The organism is Streptomyces aurantiacus, assembly GCF_001418335.1.
GTDB lineage: Bacteria > Actinomycetota > Actinomycetes > Streptomycetales > Streptomycetaceae > Streptomyces > Streptomyces aurantiacus.
In genome coordinates this window covers 43,889-61,484 of sequence record NZ_LIPP01000026.1, presented here as the reverse complement: position 1 = coordinate 61,484, position 17,596 = coordinate 43,889, and the positions used below count along the sequence as shown (strand labels likewise).

Sequence of the window (17,596 nt, the reverse complement as noted above, 5' to 3'; positions counted from 1 at the left end):
GGCCTGGGCGAGCCCGGCCTCCCAGGTGGTGCGTAGGTCGGCCGCCCGAGTGTTCGTCATGACCGTTCCCGCTCCTGCTCCCGTTGCTGTTGCCGTCCCGTCCCGGCCCCGCTGCCTCCGCGGCCCCCCTGGTGCCGCTCAACTCACGGTCGGTCAGGCGGGGTTGAGGAACGAGGGCTCCTCCGGCTCGGGCACCTCGTAGTCCCGCTCCCAGCCCTCGCACTCCAGCTTCAGCGACTGGATGGCCACCGCGTTGGCGTTGGCGTCCAGTTCGCCGAGCACCTGGTACTCGCTGGGCCAGGTGCGGTAGAGCTTGTGCGAGACGGCCACCTGCCCGGCCTCGTTGAGGACCTGGATCACGATGTCCTTGCGGAAGTCGGCGAGGGACACCTCGGCGCCGAGGCCGGCCCCGACCTGCCAGACCTTGTTGGCCCAGCGGTCGAACTCGGGGTCGTGCGTGACCCCGCGCTCCAGCGTGACGCCCTCGAACTCGGAGCGCCCCGGCGACTTGCGCGGCGAGCTGGGGTCGCCGCCGTGCCGGTGCTTGACGACCTCGGTGGTCCGCTTCAGCGGACTGATCTTGCTGATGCCCGCGACCGTACGACCGTCCCACAGCACGAGGAACTTGAAGTTCTTGTAGGGGTCGAAACGCTGGGCGTTGACAGTGAACTCAGCCATCGGTTTCCTTCACGTTCTCCTCGTCGGGCCAAAGGCTCGAAGGTCCTAGAGCTCGAACTGACCGGACGTCTGCTGGATGCTGACGATCACGAACTCGGCGGGCCGCACCGGTGCGAAGCCGACCAGCACGTTCACGACGCCGTTCGCGATGTCCTCGTCCGTCGTGGTGTCGCGGTCGCACTTGACGAAGTACGCCTCGCGCGGTGTGCCGCCCTTGAAGGCGCCCTGACGGAAGAGCGTGTGCAGGTACGAGGAGGCGCCGAGGCGGATCTGCTGCCACAGGTTCTCGTCGTTGGGCTCGAACACGACCCACTGCAGGCCGCGTCGCAGGCTCTCCTCGACGTGCAGGGCGAGCCGCCGTACGGGCACGTACTTCCACTCGCTGTCGAGCGCGTCGGAGCCCTCAAGGGTGCGCGCCCCCCACACGAGCGGGCCCACCATCGGCATGGTGCGCAGGCAGTTGACGCCGAGCGGGTTGAGCAGTCCGGTCTCGCGGTCGGTGAGAGCGACCGTGAGCGAGTGGACTCCCGCGAGCCGTGCCTCGGTGCCGGCCGGCGCCTTCCACACGCCGCGCTCGGAGTCCGTGCGCGCGTAGACCCCCGCGACGGCGCCCGACGGCGGGAAGGCACGCAGCCGTCCGGTGAGCGGGTCGGTGAGCTGGAGGTGCGGGAAGTACAGGCCGGCGTGGTTGCCGCGGACCGCGTCGAAGGCCGCGAGCCCGGCGCGGGCGGTGTCCACGCTGACCCAGGTGCCGGGCGCGTCGACGAGCAGGAAGATCCGCCGCTCCTCGCAGAGCCGCTGAGCCGCGGAGACGACCGTGACCGCGTCGTCGGTCGACTCGTACGCCGCGAGTTCGGGCAGGACGAGGAGATTGACGTCCTCGACGTCGCGCAGCGCCTGGATGCCGGTCTTGTCGGCCTCGCTGCCGATGAGGTCGCCGGGTCCGGGGGCCTCGCCGTCCTCGCCGCCCTCCAGGGGGAAGACGGGCGGGTTGACGGAGGCCTCCAGGCCCAGGTCGTTGGCGCACTCGCCGACGAAGCGGACGACGTCCTCGGGGTCGGTGGAGCCCGCGACGACCTGGAGGCGCCTGCCGAAGGCGGTGACCTCGGCGCCCGCGAAGGCGTGCCTGCCCGGCGCGTCGGGCAGGGCCCGCAGCTTGCGTTCGAGGAGCAGCGCCAGCTCGGTCACGGTGGAGGGGGCTTCGCCGTCGCAGTCGGGGTCGTGGAGCGTGAACTCGCGCTCGACCTCGCCGATCTTGACGGTCAGGTCGACGGCCAGGTTGGGCAGTTCGTGCCCGAACGGCTTGGAAACGGTGCCGGACGGGTCGGGCCGGCCCTCGCCCACGGCCTCGACACGGATGAGCCGTGACCCCGCGTTGATCACGGTCGGCGCGTGCCGGCCGTGCGAGGCGTCCATGGACAGACCGGTGAAGCTCTCGCGGGCCGCGCCCTTGGCGTCGTAGACCCGCAGGTTGAAGGTGTCGTCCGGGCGGGGCGTGTCGTAGTCGACGGCGACGCGCAGGCCGTTGCCCCACCCCCCGGGTTCCTTGGCGTGCACTTCGAGAACTGCGCTCTCGCTGTGGCCCTCGGTGGACTCCAGGGTGACGCAGGCGGCCCTGCCGCTGCCCGACCTGGCGACGCGGACGATCACGGCGACCGTGCCGCCGTTGCCGAAGAACTGGTGCGCCGCGTAGCCGACTGCGCTCCGCGAGCTCAGGCCCCCGAAGCGGCGCTCGAACTCGGTGAAGCTCGTGACGCGTACCGGCTCGTTCAGCGGTCCGCGCCGGGTGTGTCCCACGAAGGCGGTCACCGAGGTGGTGACGGTCGAGATGGTCCGTGCGCTGCTGGGAAGTTCTTCGACGTAGACGCCGGGATACGTCGGCCTGGCAGTGTTCACCGCGTTCATCGGCATTCCCCCTCCTCATCCGTTCTCGGGCACCGGGTGACATGCACCAAGAGGCGGCAGAGGGGGCGGTCTCGTCCGGCGCGCGCGGAGACTTCCGGGCATGCGACGGCACGCCGGTCCACGGCACCGCATCAGCTTCCCCCGTCAGTGCCCCGGTCGGACGGCCGTCCGGGGTCAAGCAGCACGCTTGTGACTCCTGATGCTCAAGTGCTCGACCCACGGTGCGGGTCCGACGGCGGCTCTTGCAAGGCATGTTCACGCCACGCCTGAAGGAGGTTCGATGAAGGGCGGCACGCACAGCTCGCACACGATGTGCTCGTGTCGGGGCGCATGGTTCACAGATTCACCACAGGCCGTGTTGCAGCAGAATGGAGCGCATGTCCCGACGCACCCCGCACTCTCGCGACCAGCGCCGTTCCGCCTCGGCGCGCAACCCCTCCTGCCCTTGCGGTCTCGGGGAGACGTATGAGCGGTGTTGTGGCCGGTTTCACCGGGGTGAGAGCACAGCGCCGACGGCCGAGGCGCTGATGCGGTCGCGCTACTGCGCGTTCGTGCGGCTCGACGAGGCGTACCTGCTGCGGACCTGGCATCCCCGGTCCAGGCCGGCGGGCCTGGACCTCGATCCGGCGATGCGCTGGACGGGGCTGGAGATCCTCGGCGCGACGGAGGGGACGGTCTTCCATGACACCGGCACGGTGACGTTCCGTGCGAGTTATGCCGGCGGCTCGCTGTGGGAGCGCAGCCGCTTTGAGCGGGTGGGTGGGGTGTGGGTGTATGTGGAGGCTGAACCGGGTGGCGCTGTGGGGTAGTTGGTCGGGTGCGGGTCGGGTGCGGGTCGGGTGTGGCTGGTCGCGCAGTTCCCCGCGCCCCTGAAGACAAAAGATTGCGCAGTTCCCCGCGCCCCTAAAAAGCAAGGGTTCGCGCCGTTCCCCGCGCCCCTAAAAGCAAAAGATTGCGCCGTTCCCCGCGCCCCCAAGACACCGCGCCGCTGAAGCTGGACGTTCAGCCCTCCGGGCTGAGAATGTCCAGTTCCTGTAGTGCTCCCAGGACTACCTCTCGGGTCAGCGCCTCCGCCCGGACCGCGTCGCCCGCGCGAACCGCCTCCGCTACCTGTACGTGCAGGGTGACCGCCGCCGGGTCCGGGTCCTCGAACATCACCTGGTGATGGGTACGCCCCGCCAGGACCTCGGCGACGACATCCCCGAGACGGGCGAACATCTCGTTGCCGGAGGCGTTCAGCACGATCCGGTGGAACGCGATGTCGTGCACGAGATACCCCTCCAGCTTGTGGCCACGCGAATTGGCCACCATGCCGAGGGCACACTCGGTGAGCTCGGCGCACTGCTCCGCCGTGGCGTGCTTCGCGGCCAGCCCCGCCGCGACGGGCTCGACGGCGCAGCGCAGCACGGTCAGCGAGCGCAGTTGCCGCGGGCGGTCGGCGCCCGCCAGCCGCCACCGGATGACCTGGGGGTCGTACACGTTCCACTCGTTCGCGGGGCGTACGGTCACGCCGACCCGGCGGCGGGACTCGACCAGGTGCATCGACTCCAGGACCCGTACGGCCTCCCGCATCACGGACCGTGACACCTCGAAACGCTGCGCCAGCTCGTCGGTGCGCAAGACGCTGCCCGGGGGGTACTCGCCCGCGGTGATCGATGGACCGAGGCTCTCCAGTACACGGCCGTGCAGCCCCCGGCCCGATGTGCTCATGAGGTCAGGGTACGAGGCGGAGAGACGGAACAAAAAGTCAGACTTATACGTCACAGACTCTTGAATTCATCTGACCTATGAGTTTCAGTGGCGTGACGGATGCGGCACCTGACGTTCATCCGATGTCGAAGAAGACAGCGAGGCAGCAATGAGTACCCCCCACGTCGTCGTGGTCATGGGTGTGGCCGGCACGGGCAAGACCACCATCGGGCCCCTGCTCGCAAGCCGGCTCGGCGTTCCCTACGCCGAGGGTGACGACTTCCACCCCGAGGCCAACATCGCCAAGATGACGGCCGGTACCCCGCTCACGGACGAGGACCGGTGGCCCTGGCTGGAAGCCATCGGCGCCTGGGCCCACGGGCGGGCCGGGCTCGGCGGCGTGGTCAGCAGCTCCGCGCTGAAGCGCGCCTACCGGGACCGGATCAGGTCGGCCGCTCCCGACGTCGTCTTCGTCCACCTCACCGGTGACCGGGCGCTCATCGAGGACCGGATGGCGCACCGCCAGGGCCACTTCATGCCCACGGCGCTCCTCGACTCCCAGTTCGCCACCCTCCAGCCGCTCCAGGCGGACGAGACGGGTGTCGCCGTGGACGTCACCGGCAGCCCCGACGAGATCACCGACCGAGCCGTGTCCGCACTGCACGGCCTCACCGAATAGCACAGGGGTAGCAGCTCCCACAGCTCCGGTCGCCCTGGGTAGTCCCCGGTAGTCCCCACACACTCTCCCCTCCTCCCACGCAAGGAAAAGCACCGTGACCAGACTCAGCGTCGAGATGCTGGCAGCGGATCCCGTCGAGCCGATCACCTCGGCGGGCCACGCTCAGCTGGGCATCGCCGTTCTGGCGGGCATCGCCGTCATCGTCCTGCTCATCACCAAGTTCAGGCTCCACGCCTTTCTCGCGCTGACCATCGGGTCGCTGGCGCTGGGTGCCTTCGCCGGAGCCCCGCTCGACAAGGCGATCACCAGTTTCTCCGCCGGTCTCGGCTCGACCGTCGCCGGCGTGGGCGTGCTGATCGCGCTCGGCGCGATCCTCGGCAAACTGCTCGCGGACTCCGGCGGCGCCGACCAGATCGTCGACACGATCCTCGCCAAGGCGGGCGGGCGGTACATGCCCTGGGCGATGGTGCTGATCGCCTCGGTGATCGGACTGCCGCTCTTCTTCGAGGTCGGCATCGTGCTGCTGATCCCGGTCGTCCTGATGGTGGCCAAGCGCGGCAACTACTCGCTGATGCGCATCGGCATCCCGGCGCTCGCGGGCCTGTCCGTGATGCACGGGCTGATCCCGCCGCACCCCGGCCCGCTGGTCGCGATCGACGCGGTCGACGCGAACCTCGGAGTCACCCTCGCCCTCGGCATCCTCGTCGCCGTGCCGACCGTGATCATCGCAGGACCGGTCTTCTCGAAGTACGCGGCCCGCTGGGTGGACGTCCCGGCGCCGGAGAAGATGATCCCGCAGCGCGCCTCCGAGGACCTGGAGAAGCGCCCCGGCTTCGGCGTCACCATCGCCACCGTGCTGCTGCCGGTCGTGCTGATGCTGGCCAAGGCGCTGGTGGACATCGTCGTCGACGACCCCGAGCACATGGTGCAGCGTGTCTTCGACGTGATCGGCTCGCCGCTGATCGCCCTGCTCGCGGCGGTACTCGTCGCCATCTTCACCCTCGGCCGGGCGGCCGGGTTCACCAAGGACCGGATCTCCTCGACCGTCGAGAAGTCCCTCGCCCCGATCGCCGGCATCCTGCTGATCGTCGGCGCGGGCGGCGGCTTCAAGCAGACGCTGATCGACTCCGGCGTGGGCCAGATGATCCTGGACATCTCCGAGGACTGGTCGATCCCCGCGCTGCTGCTCGCCTGGCTGATCGCGGTGGCGATCCGGCTCGCGACCGGTTCCGCGACCGTCGCCACCATCTCGGCGGCCGGTCTCGTGGCCCCGCTGGCGGCCGACATGTCGACCACGCACGCCGCGCTGCTCGTCCTCGCGATCGGTGCCGGTTCGCTGTTCTTCAGCCATGTGAACGACGCCGGGTTCTGGCTGGTCAAGGAGTACTTCGGCCTGAGCGTCGGCCAGACCATCAAGACGTGGTCGGTCATGGAGACCATCATCTCGGTGGTCGCCGGAGGCCTGATCATGCTGCTGTCACTGGTGATCTAGGACAGGTCCCGGGTCCCAGGTCCCGGGTCCCAGATCTCAGGTTCCAGATCCCAGGTCACAGGCCCTGGCCGGCCACGAGGGAGTACGAAGATGGCTCACCCCCTGTTCGACATCGGCGGCCGGACGGCGCTGGTCACCGGGTCCAGCCGGGGCATCGGCCTCGCGCTGGCCCGGGGCCTGGCCGAGGCCGGCTGCACGGTCGTACTGAACGGCCGCGACCCCGACCGGCTCACCGAGGCCGCGGCGGAACTGCCCGGCGAGGTCCACACCGCCGCCTTCGACGTGACGGACGGCCCGTCGGTGGCCGCCGGCATCGCGGACGTCGAGGCGCGGGTCGGCCCGCTGGACATCCTCGTCAACAACGCCGGGATGCAACTGCGGTCCCCGCTCCTGGAGTTCACCGACACCGACTGGCACCGCATCATCGACACCAACCTGACCAGCGCGTTCCTGGTCGGCCGCGAGGCCGCCCGGGGCATGACCGCGCGCGGCCACGGCAAGATCGTCAACATCTGCTCGCTGCAGAGCGAGGTGGCACGGCCCGGCATCGCTCCGTACGCCGCCACCAAGGGCGCGCTGAAGATGCTCACCAAGGGCATGTGCGCCGACTGGGGGCCGCACGGGATCCAGGTGAACGGGCTCGGCCCCGGCTACATCGAGACCGAGCTCACCCAACCCCTCGTGGACGACCCGGAGTTCAGCACGTGGGTGCGGCGCCGGACGCCGGCGGGGCGCTGGGGGCGTACGCGGGACCTGGTCGGCGGCGTGCTGTTCCTCGCCTCCCCGGCGGCGGACTTCGTCAGCGGCCAGGTGCTGTACGTCGACGGCGGCATGACCAGTGTCCTCTGAAGGGCCTGCGCCCGAAGAGGCCGAAAGGGGCCTTCCCATGCTGGGTTGCGTGATCCACGGTCAGGGCGACCTGCGCGTGGACGAACTCCCGCCGCCGTCCGCCGGCCCCGGCGAGGCACTCGTCGCCGTGCGGTACGGCGGGGTGTGCGGATCCGATCTCCATTACTGGCGCCACGGCGGGGTGGGCGACTTCAAGCTCCGCGAGCCGATGGTCCTCGGCCACGAGGTCGTGGGGACGGTGCTCTCGTACGGTGCCGGGGTCGCCGGCCCTTCCGCACCGGGTACGGCCGTCGCCGTGCACCCCGCCACGCCGTGCGGGGTGTGCCCGGAGTGCGCCGACGGTCGCCGGAACGTGTGCCGTGACACCCGCTACCTCGGCAGCGCGGCCCGCACCCCGCACGTGCAGGGCGGTTTCGCGGCCCGTGTCGTGGTTCCCGCGGAGCAGTTGAGGCCGCTGCCTCCCGGACTCCCCCTGCGGCGCGCCGCGTTGGCCGAGCCGTTGTCCGTCGCCCTGCACGCGGTCGGGCGGGCCGGTGAGGTCCGGGGCAGGCACGTCCTCGTGACCGGCGCGGGGCCCATCGGCTGCCTGGTCGTCGCGGCGGCGAAGGCGGCGGGCGCGGCGCGGGTGACGGTCACGGACCTGCTGCCGCGGGCACTGGAGTACGCGGTGGCGGCGGGCGCCGACGTGGCCGTACGCGCGGACGACCCCGCCTCCCCCGACTGGCCCTCCGAGGTGGACGCGGCCGTCGAGGCCTCCGGTGTCGCCGCCGGTCTGGACACCTGCCTGCGCCTCGTGCGGCGCGGCGGGGTCGTCGTCCAGCTCGGCATGCTGCCCCCCGGCCAGAGCCTCTTCCCCGGCAACCTCGTCGTCAGCCGTGAGATCGAACTCCGGGGAGCCTTCCGCTTCGACGCGGAGTTCGACGACGCGCTCGCACTCCTCGCCGCTGAGCCACGCCTCGACAGCCTGATCAGCGCGGTGGTTCCACTCGCCGAGGCGGAGTCGGCCTTCGCCCTGGCGGCGAACCGCGCCGCATCCTGCAAGGTACTGCTGGACTTCGGCGAGGAGACGCCCCACGACCCGCGGCCTTCCGACGCATCAGGAACCGCACGAGCCCCGCAGAAGTCTCTCTCCGTGTACTGATCATCGATCGAAGAGAGAGCCGTCTTGGAAAGCTCAGGATCCCACCGCAGCCGCCGAGCCGTACTCGCCCTGGGCGCCGGAGCCGCGCTGGCCACCACCGCGGCCCCAGCTGCGTACGCTGCCCCGTCCGCGCGCGCGGCGACGAAGGCGGACACGCGGGCACACTCGGCCGCGCGTGCGCACAGGACCGGGAGTGATGTCGTCGGGGCACTGGCCGAGCTGGAGCACGCCCACTCCGCCCGCCTCGGCGTCTTCGCCCGCAACACGGTGACCGGCAAGGCCGTGCGGTACCGCGCCGACGAGACGTTCCCGATGTGCTCGGTGTTCAAGACCCTCGCCGCCGCGGCCGTACTGCGGGACCTCGACCGGCGCGGCGAGTTCCTGGACCTGCGCATCCGGTACACCGATCAGGACCTCACGGACGCCGGGGGCTCCCCCGTCACCGGACTGCCGGAGAACCTCGCCAACGGCATGACCGTCGCCGCGCTGTGCCATGCCGCCGTGACCCGCAGCGACAACGCCGCGGCGAACCTGCTGCTCCGCGAGCTGGGCGGCCCGACCGCGATCACCCGCTTCTGCCGTTCGATCGGGGACACCACGACCCGCCTCGACCGATGGGAGCCGGCGCTGAACTCGGCCGAGCCCTGGCGTACGACGGACCTCACCAGCCCCGCCGCCATCGGGCGCACGTACGCGAAACTCGTCCTCGGCGACGCGCTGGTGCCCCGGGACCGGCGGCAGCTGACCGAGTGGCTGCTGGCCAACACCACGAGCACCGACCGTTTCCGGGCGGGCCTGCCCGCGGACTGGGCCCTCGGCGACAAGACGGGCACGGGCGAGTACGGCACCACCAACGACGTGGGCATCGCCTGGACGCCGGAGAGGTCACCCGTCGTGCTGGCCGTCCTGTCGACCACGTCCGACCCGGACGCCCCGATGGACAACGCGCTCGTCGCGGAGGCCGCCGAACTGCTGGCGGCGGCGCTGGGCTAGGCACTCCTCCCGGTAAGGCCCGCACCCACCAGGCCTTACCGGACCAGCCGCGCCTCACCGCCGTGCCCTACGGCCGCCAGCGCGGGTGTTCCCGTTCGGCCCACTCGCGGCTGACCGAGCCCGTCCGCAGTCCCCTTCGGGACTCCGGGCGGGCGATGGCCATCCCGATGTGTCCCGCGAGGACGAGACCGACGGTCAGCGCGAGCCAGTCGTGGACGAAGGTCGCACTCGTGCGCCAGACCAGCGGGGCGAGGTGGGTGAACCACATCAGCAGCCCGGTGCCGAGCATGACCAGGACGGCGCCGGCGATCCAGGCCGCGTACGTCTTCTGTCCCGCGTTGAACTTCCCCGCCGGCCGGGACTCGGGCCGGGCGTCCCGGCGCAGCGCGGCCCGCAGCCAGACCCGGTCGTACGGTGCGAAGCGGTTGAGCAGCCGCAGGTCCGCCCGGAAGGCACGCGAGGCGAGCCCGGACAGGACGGGTACCGGCAGCAGCAGCCCCGACCACTCGTGGATCCTGACCACCAGTTCGCGGCGGCCGACGAGTTCGGCGAGCTGGGGCAGGTAGAGGCAGCCGGCGCTCAGCACGCACACCCCCATCAGGATGGCCGTCGTGCGGTGCACCCAGCGTTCGGCGGGCGAGAAACGGCGGACCCGTACCGCGCCCGCGAGGCGTTCTCCGGGGGGCGGTGCCTGCGAGGTGTCGGTCTCAGGTGACGTCATCGTCCCGTCCGTTCGACCGGCCCACCCACGCGTCCACGTCGTAGCCCCGCTCCTCCCAGTAACCGGGGCGGACGTCCGAGGTGACGGTGATGCCGGAGAGCCACTTGGCCGACTTGTAGAAGTACATGGGCGCCGCGTAGAGGCGGACGGGGCCGCCGTGCGCGTGGTTCAGGTTCTTGTCCTGCATGCGCAGGGCGACGAGCATGTCGGCGCGGCGGGCCTGGGGCAGGGTCAGGCTCTCCGTGTAGGCACCGTCGAAGCACGTGAAGCGCACCGCTCCGGCCGAGGAGCGCACTCCCGCGGCGTCCAGCAGCTGGGACAGGCGTACCCCTTCGACGGGGGTGTCGGGCACCCGCCAGCCGGTGACGCACTGGATGTCGCGGACCATCCGCTTCTGCGGCAGGGCACGCAGATCGGACAGCGTGTACGTGGTGGGGTGGTCGACCAGGCCGTCGATCCTGAGGCGGTAGGAGTCCTCGTCCTTGTGCGGGACGGAGGAGGTGACCGAGTAGTAGCGGAAGCCTCCCCCGTTCGGGAGGAGGGCGGTCAGCCCTGTGGGGTCCTTGTCCGCGGCGCCGCCGAGGAAGGACTCAAGGCCGCGCTGGAGGCCGGGCGCGGTGGCCACGCCGAGGGCGCCGAGTCCGAGCATCCCGAGCATGACCCGGCGGCCCACCGGGGCGCCGCCCTCTTCGGGCTCGCCTGCGGCTGCTGACGAAAGTTGCGGGTTCACACACTGATTCGAGCACCCCTGGCCGCCGGAAGCCAGGGGCCGGGGGTGCTCGTCAGAGTTCCGTAACCACTTCGCCTCCAGTTACGGCCTTCAGTAGTTCACGGTCTTCAGTTCACGGCCTTCGCCGCGGCACGCCCCGCCGTGCGCCCGGAGAACAGGCAGCCGCCGAGGAACGTGCCCTCCAGGGACCGGTATCCGTGCACCCCGCCGCCGCCGAACCCGGCCGCCTCCCCCGCCGCGTACACCCCGGACAGCGGGTCGCCGCCCTCGGTAAGGACCCGGGACGAGAGGTCGGTCTCCAGGCCGCCGAGTGTCTTGCGGGTGAGGATGTTGAGGCGGACGGCGATGAGCGGGCCGGCCTTGGGGTCGAGGATGCGGTGCGGGGCGGCCGTGCGGATGAGTTTGTCGCCGAGGTAGGCACGGGCCCCGCGGACCGCCATCACCTGGAGGTCCTTGGTGAAGGGGTTCAGGGTCTCCCGGTCGCGCGCGGTGATCTGGCGGCGCAGTTCGGCCTCGTCGATGAGCGGTTCCTCGGTGAGCGCGTTCATGCCGCGGACCAGTGCGCTCAGGTCCTTCTCCACGACGAAGTCGGCGCCGTTGTCCATGAACGCCCGCACCGGCGCCGGCACGTCGGCCCGCGCCCGCTGGAGGACGCCCTTGACGGACTTGCCGGTGAGGTCGGGGTTCTGCTCGGAGCCCGAGAGCGCGAACTCCTTGCCGATGATCTTCTGGTTGAGCACGAACCACGTGTAGTCGTACCCGGTCGTCATGATGTGTTCGAGCGTGCCGAGGGTGTCGAAGCCCGGGAACAGCGGTACGGGCAGCCGGTTGCCGCGGGCGTCCAGCCAGAGCGAGGACGGGCCGGGAAGGATACGGATGCCGTGCTTCTCCCAGATGGGGTTCCAGTTCTGGATGCCCTCGGTGTAGTGCCACATGCGGTCGCGGTTGATGAGGTGCGCGCCCGTGGCCTCCGCGATGCCGAGCATCTCGCCGTCCACGTGCGCGGGCACGCCGGAGATCATCCGCTCGGGCGGGGTGCCGAGGCGCTCGGGCCAGTTGGCGCGCACGAGTTCGTGGTTGCCGCCGATGCCGCCCGAGGTGACGATCACCGCCTGGGCCCTGAACTCGAAGGCGCCGGTGACCGCCCGGCTGCTGGCCCGGCCGCGCTCGACGCCCGACGGCTCCAGGATCTCGCCGCTCACCGTGTCGACCGTGCCCGCGCTGCGCGAAAGACCCGTGACGCGGTGGCGGAACCCGAGCTGTACGAGGCCTCGCGCGACGCCCTCGCGGACCCGCCGCTCGAAGGGTGCGACGAGCCCGGGACCCGTGCCCCACGTGATGTGGAAGCGCGGCACGGAGTTGCCGTGGCCGCCCGCGTCGTAGCCGCCGCGCTCGGCCCAGCCGACCACCGGGAACCAGCGGACGCCCTGCTTGTGCAGCCAGCCGCGCTTCTCACCGGCCGCGAAGTCGACGTACGCCTCGGCCCACTTGCGGGGCCAGTGATCCTCCGGACGGTCGAAACCCGCGGTGCCCATCCAGTCCTGGAGGGCCAGCGCGTGGCTGTCCTTGATGCGCATCCGGCGCTGTTCGGGAGAGTCCACGAAGAACAGGCCGCCGAACGACCAGTGTGCCTGGCCGCCGATCGACTGCTCGGGCTCCTGGTCGAGGAGGATCACCTTGCGTCCCGCGTCGACGAGTTCCGCGGTCGCCGCCAGGCCCGCCAGGCCCGCTCCGATCACGATCACATCTGCGTCGTACGCCATGAGCAGGTCCTCCTCGGCCTTGTTACTGGTCGGTCAGATCCTTGGGCAACGGGAGTGACCAGTCAACTGCCGGGTTCCGGGTACTCGGGCTACAGTCGTTCGACACCCACACCTCGCCCTGCCCCCGTCCCGTCCCCGTCCGAAGTCTTGAGGTACGCAGCGTGTCGGTTCTGGTTCTCGCCCTCGCCGTCGGCGCGGCCTGCTGCCTGGGCTTCGGATTCGTCCTCCAGCAGAACGCGGCGGCCAACGCTCCCCTGAGCGACTTCCTCTCCCCCCGGCTGCTCCTCGACCTGGTGAAGGTGCCCCGCTGGCTGGGCGGCATCGCGTTCATGGTGGTCGGCATGGTGCTCGGCGCGATCGCCCTCGCGAAGGGCGAGGTGTCCCTCGTCGAACCGCTCCTCGCGACGAACCTGCTGTTCGCGCTCGTACTCTCCCGGCGCCAGACCCGCCAGCCGCTCGGCCGGCAGGGCTGGGGCGGGCTGCTGCTGCTCGCGGGCGGGGTGACGGCCTTCATCGTGGCCGGGCAGCCGGAGGGCGGCGCCGACATCACCGACCCGGTACGGCACTGGCTGATCATCGGCGTGATGGTGGTACTGGCCCTGCTGCTCACCACGTACGCCAAACGGTCCCGGCTGAGTGCGGGGCCCGCGCTGCTCGCCGTGGCGGCGGGGTTGCTGTACGGGGTGCAGGACGCCCTCACCCGCGTGAGCGGACAGCGGTTCTCCGAGGGCGGCTGGGTCGCGCTCGCCACCGGCTGGCAGGTGTACGCGGTCGTCGCACTCGGGATCACGGGACTCGTCCTCGTGCAGAGCGCCTTCGAGACCGCGCCGCTGCGGATGTCGCTGCCCGCGCTGACCGCCGCCCAGCCGCTCGCCGGGATCGTCTGCGGAGTGGGCTTCCTCGGCGACCGGTTGCGGACCGACACCGGGGCGCTGGCCTGGGAGGCCGCCGGACTCGCCGGGATCGTGGCGGGCGTGGTCCTGCTGGGCCTGCATCCCGCGATGCCGAACGGTGCCGCGGGCAAGGAGCGACTGCGAGACCTACAGCCCCGCTGACGTGCACTGACGTGGGCCGACGCGGGGCATGCTGCGTGGGACCTGGTGCTTTGATGGCCGGATGGATTCAGCTGAGAGTTCCGCTGACGAGATCCTCGATGTCGTCGACGAGCACGACGTGGTGGTGGGCAGGGCCCGGCGTGGGGACGTGTACGCGCGCGGGATGCGGCATCGATGCGCGTTCATCCAGGTCACAGACGCGGCCGGGCGCCTGTTCGTGCACCGGCGCACGTCGACCAAACTGGTGTTCCCCTCCCAGTACGACATGTTCGTCGGCGGAGTCGTGGGCGCGGGCGAGAGCTACGACGACGCGGCGCTGCGGGAGGCCGAGGAGGAGCTGGGCGTCCGTGGGCTGCCCCGGCCGGAGTTCCTCTTCAAGTTCCTGTACGACGACGGGGCCGGGAAGAGCTGGTGGTCGGCCGTCTACGAGGTGCGGTGCGAGCTGCCGGTGCATCCACAGGTCGAGGAGGTCGCCTGGCACGCGTTCCTGCCGGAGGACGAGGTGCGGGAGCGGCTGGCGCGGTGGGAGTGGGTGCCGGACGGGCTGGCGGCGTACGCGCGGCTGCGGGCCTTTCGGGAGGGACCTGCCGGCTGAGGTCGTCGCGCAGTTTCCCGCGACCCTGCCGGAGCATGCCGCCCCGGTAGGGTCGCAGGCGTGATCGAATTTGTGCGGAACGTCCGGTTGTGGTTCGCACCCGAGCGGATCGGGGAAGAGGGGGCCACCCCCGACTACCGGTTCTCGCTGGCGAACGAGCGGACGTTCCTGGCGTGGCTGCGGACCTCGCTCGCCCTGATCGGCGGCGGTTTCGCGGTGGACCAGTTCCTGCCCGATCTGCGATGGGCCTGGCGGGTCGGGCTGGCGCTCGGGCTGCTGGCCGCGGGGGTGCTGTGCGCGTTGCGCGCGGTGAACCACTGGGTCCGCTGCGAGCGCGCGATGCGCCGGGGCGAGGACCTGCCGGTGTCCCGTTTCCCGGCCCTGCTGAGCATCGGTGTGGCTCTGGTGGCCGTCGCGATGGTGGTGGTCGTGCTGGTCGGGTGGGAGGGATGACGGCACAGGACCGGGGTCCCGAAGACAGCGACCACTCCCCCCGGGACCCCGGACTGCAGCCGGAACGTACGCGGCTGGCCTGGCGGCGTACGACCCTGGCGGCGACCGTGGTCGCCGTGCTCGCGGGGAAGTCGGCGCTGCGCGGGGGGCCGGGCGTGACGACGTTCGTGGTGTGCGCGCTCTGCTGCGGGCTGTGGCTGGGGTTCCTCGGCGTGGCGCACCGGCGGATTCGTACCCTGTCCGGGGCGGTGCCGCCGGCGGTGTTCACGCCGAGGCATGCGAGCGCCGCGGCCCTGTGCACGATCGCGCTGGCGGTCTGCGCGACGGCACTCGTCCTCTGAAGCACTGAGAAACACTGTGAGGTGCTGAGAGGTGCAGTGAGGTGCAGTGAGGTGCTGCTGCGAGGTGCTGTGAAGTCCCGGTGGAGCGCTGTGCGGCCTTCCGGGGCACTCGGGGACGGCCGAGACGCCGGTCACGTTTCGTTCGCCCACTGGACGGCATACCGACCGGTCGGCATCATGTGGGGAGTCATTGTTCCCGCCTACGGAGGCAACACGATGAGTCCAGACCACCCGCCGGGTCTCGATCTCGACCGGCTGCGCGGCCTGCTCGACAGCGAGCGGCCCGGGCTGGTCCACGGCCCGTTGACCGGCCGGCTGATCGAGGGCGGACGGTCGAACCTCACGTACGCGGTGACGGACGGCGCCTCGAAGTGGGTCGTGCGCCGCCCTCCGCTGGGTCATGTACTGGCGACCGCGCACGACATGAAGCGCGAGCACCGGGTGATCAGCGCGCTGCACCCGACCGCCGTACCCGTGCCGCGGACCCTGCTGCTCTGCGAGGACACGGAGGTTCTGGGCGCGCCCTTCTACGTCATGGACTTCGTGGAGGGCACGCCCTACCGGACCGCCGAGCAGCTGACTCCGCTCGGTCCGCGGCGCACGCGCGACGCGGTTCTCGGCCTCGTCGACACCCTGGTCGACCTGCACGCTGTGGACCCCGCCGCGGTGGGCCTCGCCGACTTCGGCCGGCCCGAGGGCTTCCTCGACCGGCAACTGCGGCGCTGGGGCAAGCAGTTGGACGCCTCCCGCAACCGCGAGCTGGCCGGGATCGACGAGTTGCACGCCGCGCTGGGGCGCGAGCTGCCGCACTCCCCCACGGCCACGGTCGTGCACGGCGACTACCGCCTCGACAACGTGCTGGTCGGCGCGGACGACCGGATCACGGCGGTCCTCGACTGGGAGATGTCCACGCTGGGCGACCCGCTCACCGACCTGGGCCTGCTGGCCATGTACAGCATTCCGCTGGGGATTCCCGACTCCCCCGTCTCCACGACCGCGACGGCCGCCGGGCACCCCGAGCCGGCCGAGCTGATCGAGCGGTACGCCACGCGCTCGGGGCGCGACGTGTCCGCCGTCGCCTGGTACACGGCGTTCGCGTGGTTCAAGCTCGCCGTGATCCTGGAGGGCATCCACTACCGCTACACGCTCGGCCAGACCGTCGGCGCGGGCTTCGACCTCATCGGCGACCTGGTCCCCGTGTTCATCGAGCACGGCCTGACCACCCTTCAGGAAGGCTGACGGATCATGGACTTCGCATTCGACGCACGCACCGAGGAACTGCGTGCCAAGCTCCTCGCCTTCATGGACGAGTACGTCTATCCGGCGGAGGCGGTCGCCCACGAGCAGCGTGAGCGGCTGGCCTCGCCGTGGGACACCCCTGCCGTGGTCGAGGAGCTGAAGGCCGAGGCCCGCCGTCAGGGCCTGTGGAACCTCTTCCTGCCGGACTCCGAGTACGGGGCCGGGCTGACGAACCTCCAGTACGCGCCGCTCGCCGAGATCACCGGCCGTTCCCCGCAGTTGGCGCCCACCGCGCTGAACTGCGCGGCGCCCGACACCGGCAACATGGAGGTGCTCAGCCAGTTCGGCGACGAGCAGCAGCGCAAGCAGTGGCTGGAGCCGCTGCTCGCCGGCGAGATTCGTTCGGCGTTCGCGATGACCGAGCCCGAGGTGGCCTCGTCCGACGCCACGAACATCACCACGCGGATCGAGCGCACCACGGCCGGTACGGACAGTACGGCCGGCGCCGACGGCACGGACGAGTACGTGATCACCGGGCGCAAGTGGTACATCTCCGGGGCCATGAACCCCGACTGCAAGATCTTCATCGTGATGGGCAAGACGGACCCGCAGGGGTCCGACATCCGCCGCCAGCAGTCGATGGTGCTGGTACCGCGCGACACTCCGGGTGTCGAGATCAGGCGGGCCATGCAGGTGTACGGCTACGAGGACCACTCCCACGGGGGCCACGCGGAGGTCGTCTTCCACGGTGCGCGGGTCCCGGTCACGAACCTCGTCGGCGAGGAGGGCGGCGGCTTCGCCATCGCCCAGGCGCGGCTCGGTCCCGGCCGTATCCACCACTGCATGCGGCTGATCGGCATGGCCGAGCGGGCGATCGAGCTGATGTGCCGGCGGGCGGTCTCCCGTGAGGCCTTCGGCAAGTCGCTGGCCCAGCAGGGGGTCGTGCACAACTGGATCGCGGACGCGCGGGTGGCCGTCGAGCAGCTTCGTCTGCTGGTCCTCAAGACGGCCTGGATGATGGACACCGTCGGCAACAGGGGCGCGCACACCGAGATCCAGGCCATCAAGATCGCCACGCCTCGTACCGTGGTCGACATCATCGACAAGGCGATCCAGTTGCACGGCGCGGGTGGCGTCAGCCAGGACTTCCCGCTGGCCGAACTGTGGGCGGGCGCCCGCACCCTGAAGCTGGCCGACGGCCCGGACGAGGTGCACCAGCGCTCACTGGCACGCAACGAGCTGAAGAAGTACGCCTGATCGACGCGGGCCGAGG

The 17,596-nt window shown here is 70.9% G+C and carries 18 protein-coding genes; 12 read left to right on the top strand and 6 right to left on the bottom strand.

Going from position 1 to position 17,596, the window contains the following annotated elements; genetic code table 11:
* Positions 1–153: 153 nt before the first annotated feature.
* Positions 154–678, bottom strand: coding sequence for a phage tail protein (locus AOK01_RS03700; protein WP_055508308.1), 525 nt, complete (start codon positions 676–678; stop codon positions 154–156).
* A gap of 45 nt (positions 679–723) precedes the next feature.
* Entirely contained in the window at positions 724–2,589 is a 1,866-nt protein-coding gene (locus tag AOK01_RS03695; protein ID WP_055508306.1) for a phage tail sheath family protein, read from the bottom strand.
* 371 nt (positions 2,590–2,960) lie between these two features.
* On the opposite strand from AOK01_RS03695, the gene AOK01_RS03690 reads away from it, so the two are divergent.
* Positions 2,961–3,392, top strand: a complete 432-nt coding sequence (locus AOK01_RS03690; RefSeq protein WP_055508304.1) for a YchJ family protein — start codon at positions 2,961–2,963, stop codon at positions 3,390–3,392.
* Between the two features lie 193 nt (positions 3,393–3,585).
* On the opposite strand, the gene AOK01_RS03685 is transcribed toward AOK01_RS03690, so the two are convergent.
* Positions 3,586–4,293, bottom strand: coding sequence for a FadR/GntR family transcriptional regulator (locus AOK01_RS03685; protein WP_055508324.1), 708 nt, complete (start codon positions 4,291–4,293; stop codon positions 3,586–3,588).
* 148 nt (positions 4,294–4,441) lie between these two features.
* Between AOK01_RS03685 and AOK01_RS03680 the strand changes: the two genes are divergently transcribed.
* From AOK01_RS03680 to bla, 5 genes are all read left to right on the top strand, one after another.
* Entirely contained in the window at positions 4,442–4,951 is a 510-nt protein-coding gene (locus AOK01_RS03680; protein WP_055508302.1) for a gluconokinase, read from the top strand.
* A gap of 94 nt (positions 4,952–5,045) precedes the next feature.
* Positions 5,046–6,443 carry a GntT/GntP/DsdX family permease gene (locus AOK01_RS03675; RefSeq protein ID WP_055508300.1) on the top strand — a complete coding sequence of 466 codons (1,398 nt, stop codon included), beginning with the start codon at positions 5,046–5,048 and terminating at the stop codon, positions 6,441–6,443.
* Positions 6,444–6,533: 90 nt separating this feature from the next.
* Positions 6,534–7,292, top strand: coding sequence for an SDR family oxidoreductase (locus tag AOK01_RS03670; protein ID WP_055508298.1), 759 nt, complete (start codon positions 6,534–6,536; stop codon positions 7,290–7,292).
* 37 nt (positions 7,293–7,329) lie between these two features.
* Positions 7,330–8,433, top strand: coding sequence for an L-idonate 5-dehydrogenase (locus AOK01_RS03665; RefSeq protein ID WP_079103144.1), 1,104 nt, complete (start codon positions 7,330–7,332; stop codon positions 8,431–8,433).
* Positions 8,434–8,457: 24 nt separating this feature from the next.
* Positions 8,458–9,426, top strand: coding sequence for a class A beta-lactamase (gene bla, locus AOK01_RS03660; protein ID WP_055508296.1), 969 nt, complete (start codon positions 8,458–8,460; stop codon positions 9,424–9,426).
* Between the two features lie 67 nt (positions 9,427–9,493).
* On the opposite strand, the gene AOK01_RS03655 is transcribed toward bla, so the two are convergent.
* From AOK01_RS03655 to AOK01_RS03645, 3 genes are all read right to left on the bottom strand, one after another.
* Complete coding sequence (locus AOK01_RS03655) at positions 9,494–10,147, bottom strand: cytochrome b/b6 domain-containing protein (protein WP_055508294.1); 654 nt, start codon at positions 10,145–10,147, stop codon at positions 9,494–9,496.
* On the bottom strand, positions 10,134–10,805 hold the full coding sequence (locus AOK01_RS03650) for a molybdopterin-dependent oxidoreductase (protein WP_055508322.1): 672 nt from the start codon (positions 10,803–10,805) through the stop codon (positions 10,134–10,136). Before AOK01_RS03650 ends, AOK01_RS03655 begins: the two co-directional genes overlap by 14 nt.
* Before the next feature lie 179 nt (positions 10,806–10,984).
* Positions 10,985–12,640 carry an FAD-binding dehydrogenase gene (locus AOK01_RS03645; RefSeq protein WP_055508292.1) on the bottom strand — a complete coding sequence of 552 codons (1,656 nt, stop codon included), beginning with the start codon at positions 12,638–12,640 and terminating at the stop codon, positions 10,985–10,987.
* Between the two features lie 161 nt (positions 12,641–12,801).
* Here AOK01_RS03645 and AOK01_RS03640 point away from each other — a divergent pair, with 161 nt between their 5' ends.
* The 6 genes from AOK01_RS03640 to AOK01_RS03615 all read left to right on the top strand — a co-directional run bounded on the left by AOK01_RS03640 (position 12,802) and on the right by AOK01_RS03615 (position 17,580).
* Positions 12,802–13,695 (top strand): DMT family transporter, encoded by an 894-nt coding sequence (locus AOK01_RS03640; RefSeq protein ID WP_055508290.1) that lies wholly within the window; start codon positions 12,802–12,804, stop codon positions 13,693–13,695.
* A 61-nt stretch (positions 13,696–13,756) separates the two neighbouring features.
* The gene (locus tag AOK01_RS03635) at positions 13,757–14,290 is read left to right on the top strand and encodes an NUDIX hydrolase (RefSeq protein WP_055508287.1); all 534 of its coding nucleotides are present in this window, start codon (positions 13,757–13,759) and stop codon (positions 14,288–14,290) included.
* 60 nt (positions 14,291–14,350) lie between these two features.
* On the top strand, positions 14,351–14,743 hold the full coding sequence (locus AOK01_RS03630) for a YidH family protein (protein ID WP_055508285.1): 393 nt from the start codon (positions 14,351–14,353) through the stop codon (positions 14,741–14,743).
* Entirely contained in the window at positions 14,740–15,084 is a 345-nt protein-coding gene (locus tag AOK01_RS03625) for a DUF202 domain-containing protein (protein ID WP_055508283.1), read from the top strand. Before AOK01_RS03630 ends, AOK01_RS03625 begins: the two co-directional genes overlap by 4 nt.
* A 216-nt stretch (positions 15,085–15,300) precedes the next feature.
* The gene (locus tag AOK01_RS03620; protein WP_055508281.1) at positions 15,301–16,323 is read left to right on the top strand and encodes a phosphotransferase family protein; all 1,023 of its coding nucleotides are present in this window, start codon (positions 15,301–15,303) and stop codon (positions 16,321–16,323) included.
* Between the two features lie 6 nt (positions 16,324–16,329).
* Positions 16,330–17,580 carry an acyl-CoA dehydrogenase family protein gene (locus tag AOK01_RS03615; RefSeq protein ID WP_055508279.1) on the top strand — a complete coding sequence of 417 codons (1,251 nt, stop codon included), beginning with the start codon at positions 16,330–16,332 and terminating at the stop codon, positions 17,578–17,580.
* Positions 17,581–17,596: the final 16 nt, after the last annotated feature.

Coding starts and splice junctions, on each gene's coding strand:
- AOK01_RS03680 (WP_055508302.1), top strand. CDS start 4,442: ATGAGTACCCCCCACGTCGTCGTGGTCATGGGTGTGGCCGGCACGGGC.
- AOK01_RS03665 (WP_079103144.1), top strand. CDS start 7,330: ATGCTGGGTTGCGTGATCCACGGTCAGGGCGACCTGCGCGTGGACGAA.
- AOK01_RS03625 (WP_055508283.1), top strand. CDS start 14,740: ATGACGGCACAGGACCGGGGTCCCGAAGACAGCGACCACTCCCCCCGG.
- AOK01_RS03645 (WP_055508292.1), bottom strand. CDS start 12,640: ATGGCGTACGACGCAGATGTGATCGTGATCGGAGCGGGCCTGGCGGGC.
- AOK01_RS03685 (WP_055508324.1), bottom strand. CDS start 4,293: ATGAGCACATCGGGCCGGGGGCTGCACGGCCGTGTACTGGAGAGCCTC.
- AOK01_RS03635 (WP_055508287.1), top strand. CDS start 13,757: ATGGATTCAGCTGAGAGTTCCGCTGACGAGATCCTCGATGTCGTCGAC.
- AOK01_RS03650 (WP_055508322.1), bottom strand. CDS start 10,805: ATGCTCGGGATGCTCGGACTCGGCGCCCTCGGCGTGGCCACCGCGCCC.
- AOK01_RS03670 (WP_055508298.1), top strand. CDS start 6,534: ATGGCTCACCCCCTGTTCGACATCGGCGGCCGGACGGCGCTGGTCACC.
- AOK01_RS03695 (WP_055508306.1), bottom strand. CDS start 2,589: ATGCCGATGAACGCGGTGAACACTGCCAGGCCGACGTATCCCGGCGTC.
- AOK01_RS03620 (WP_055508281.1), top strand. CDS start 15,301: ATGAGTCCAGACCACCCGCCGGGTCTCGATCTCGACCGGCTGCGCGGC.
- AOK01_RS03615 (WP_055508279.1), top strand. CDS start 16,330: ATGGACTTCGCATTCGACGCACGCACCGAGGAACTGCGTGCCAAGCTC.
- AOK01_RS03655 (WP_055508294.1), bottom strand. CDS start 10,147: ATGACGTCACCTGAGACCGACACCTCGCAGGCACCGCCCCCCGGAGAA.
- AOK01_RS03700 (WP_055508308.1), bottom strand. CDS start 678: ATGGCTGAGTTCACTGTCAACGCCCAGCGTTTCGACCCCTACAAGAAC.
- AOK01_RS03690 (WP_055508304.1), top strand. CDS start 2,961: ATGTCCCGACGCACCCCGCACTCTCGCGACCAGCGCCGTTCCGCCTCG.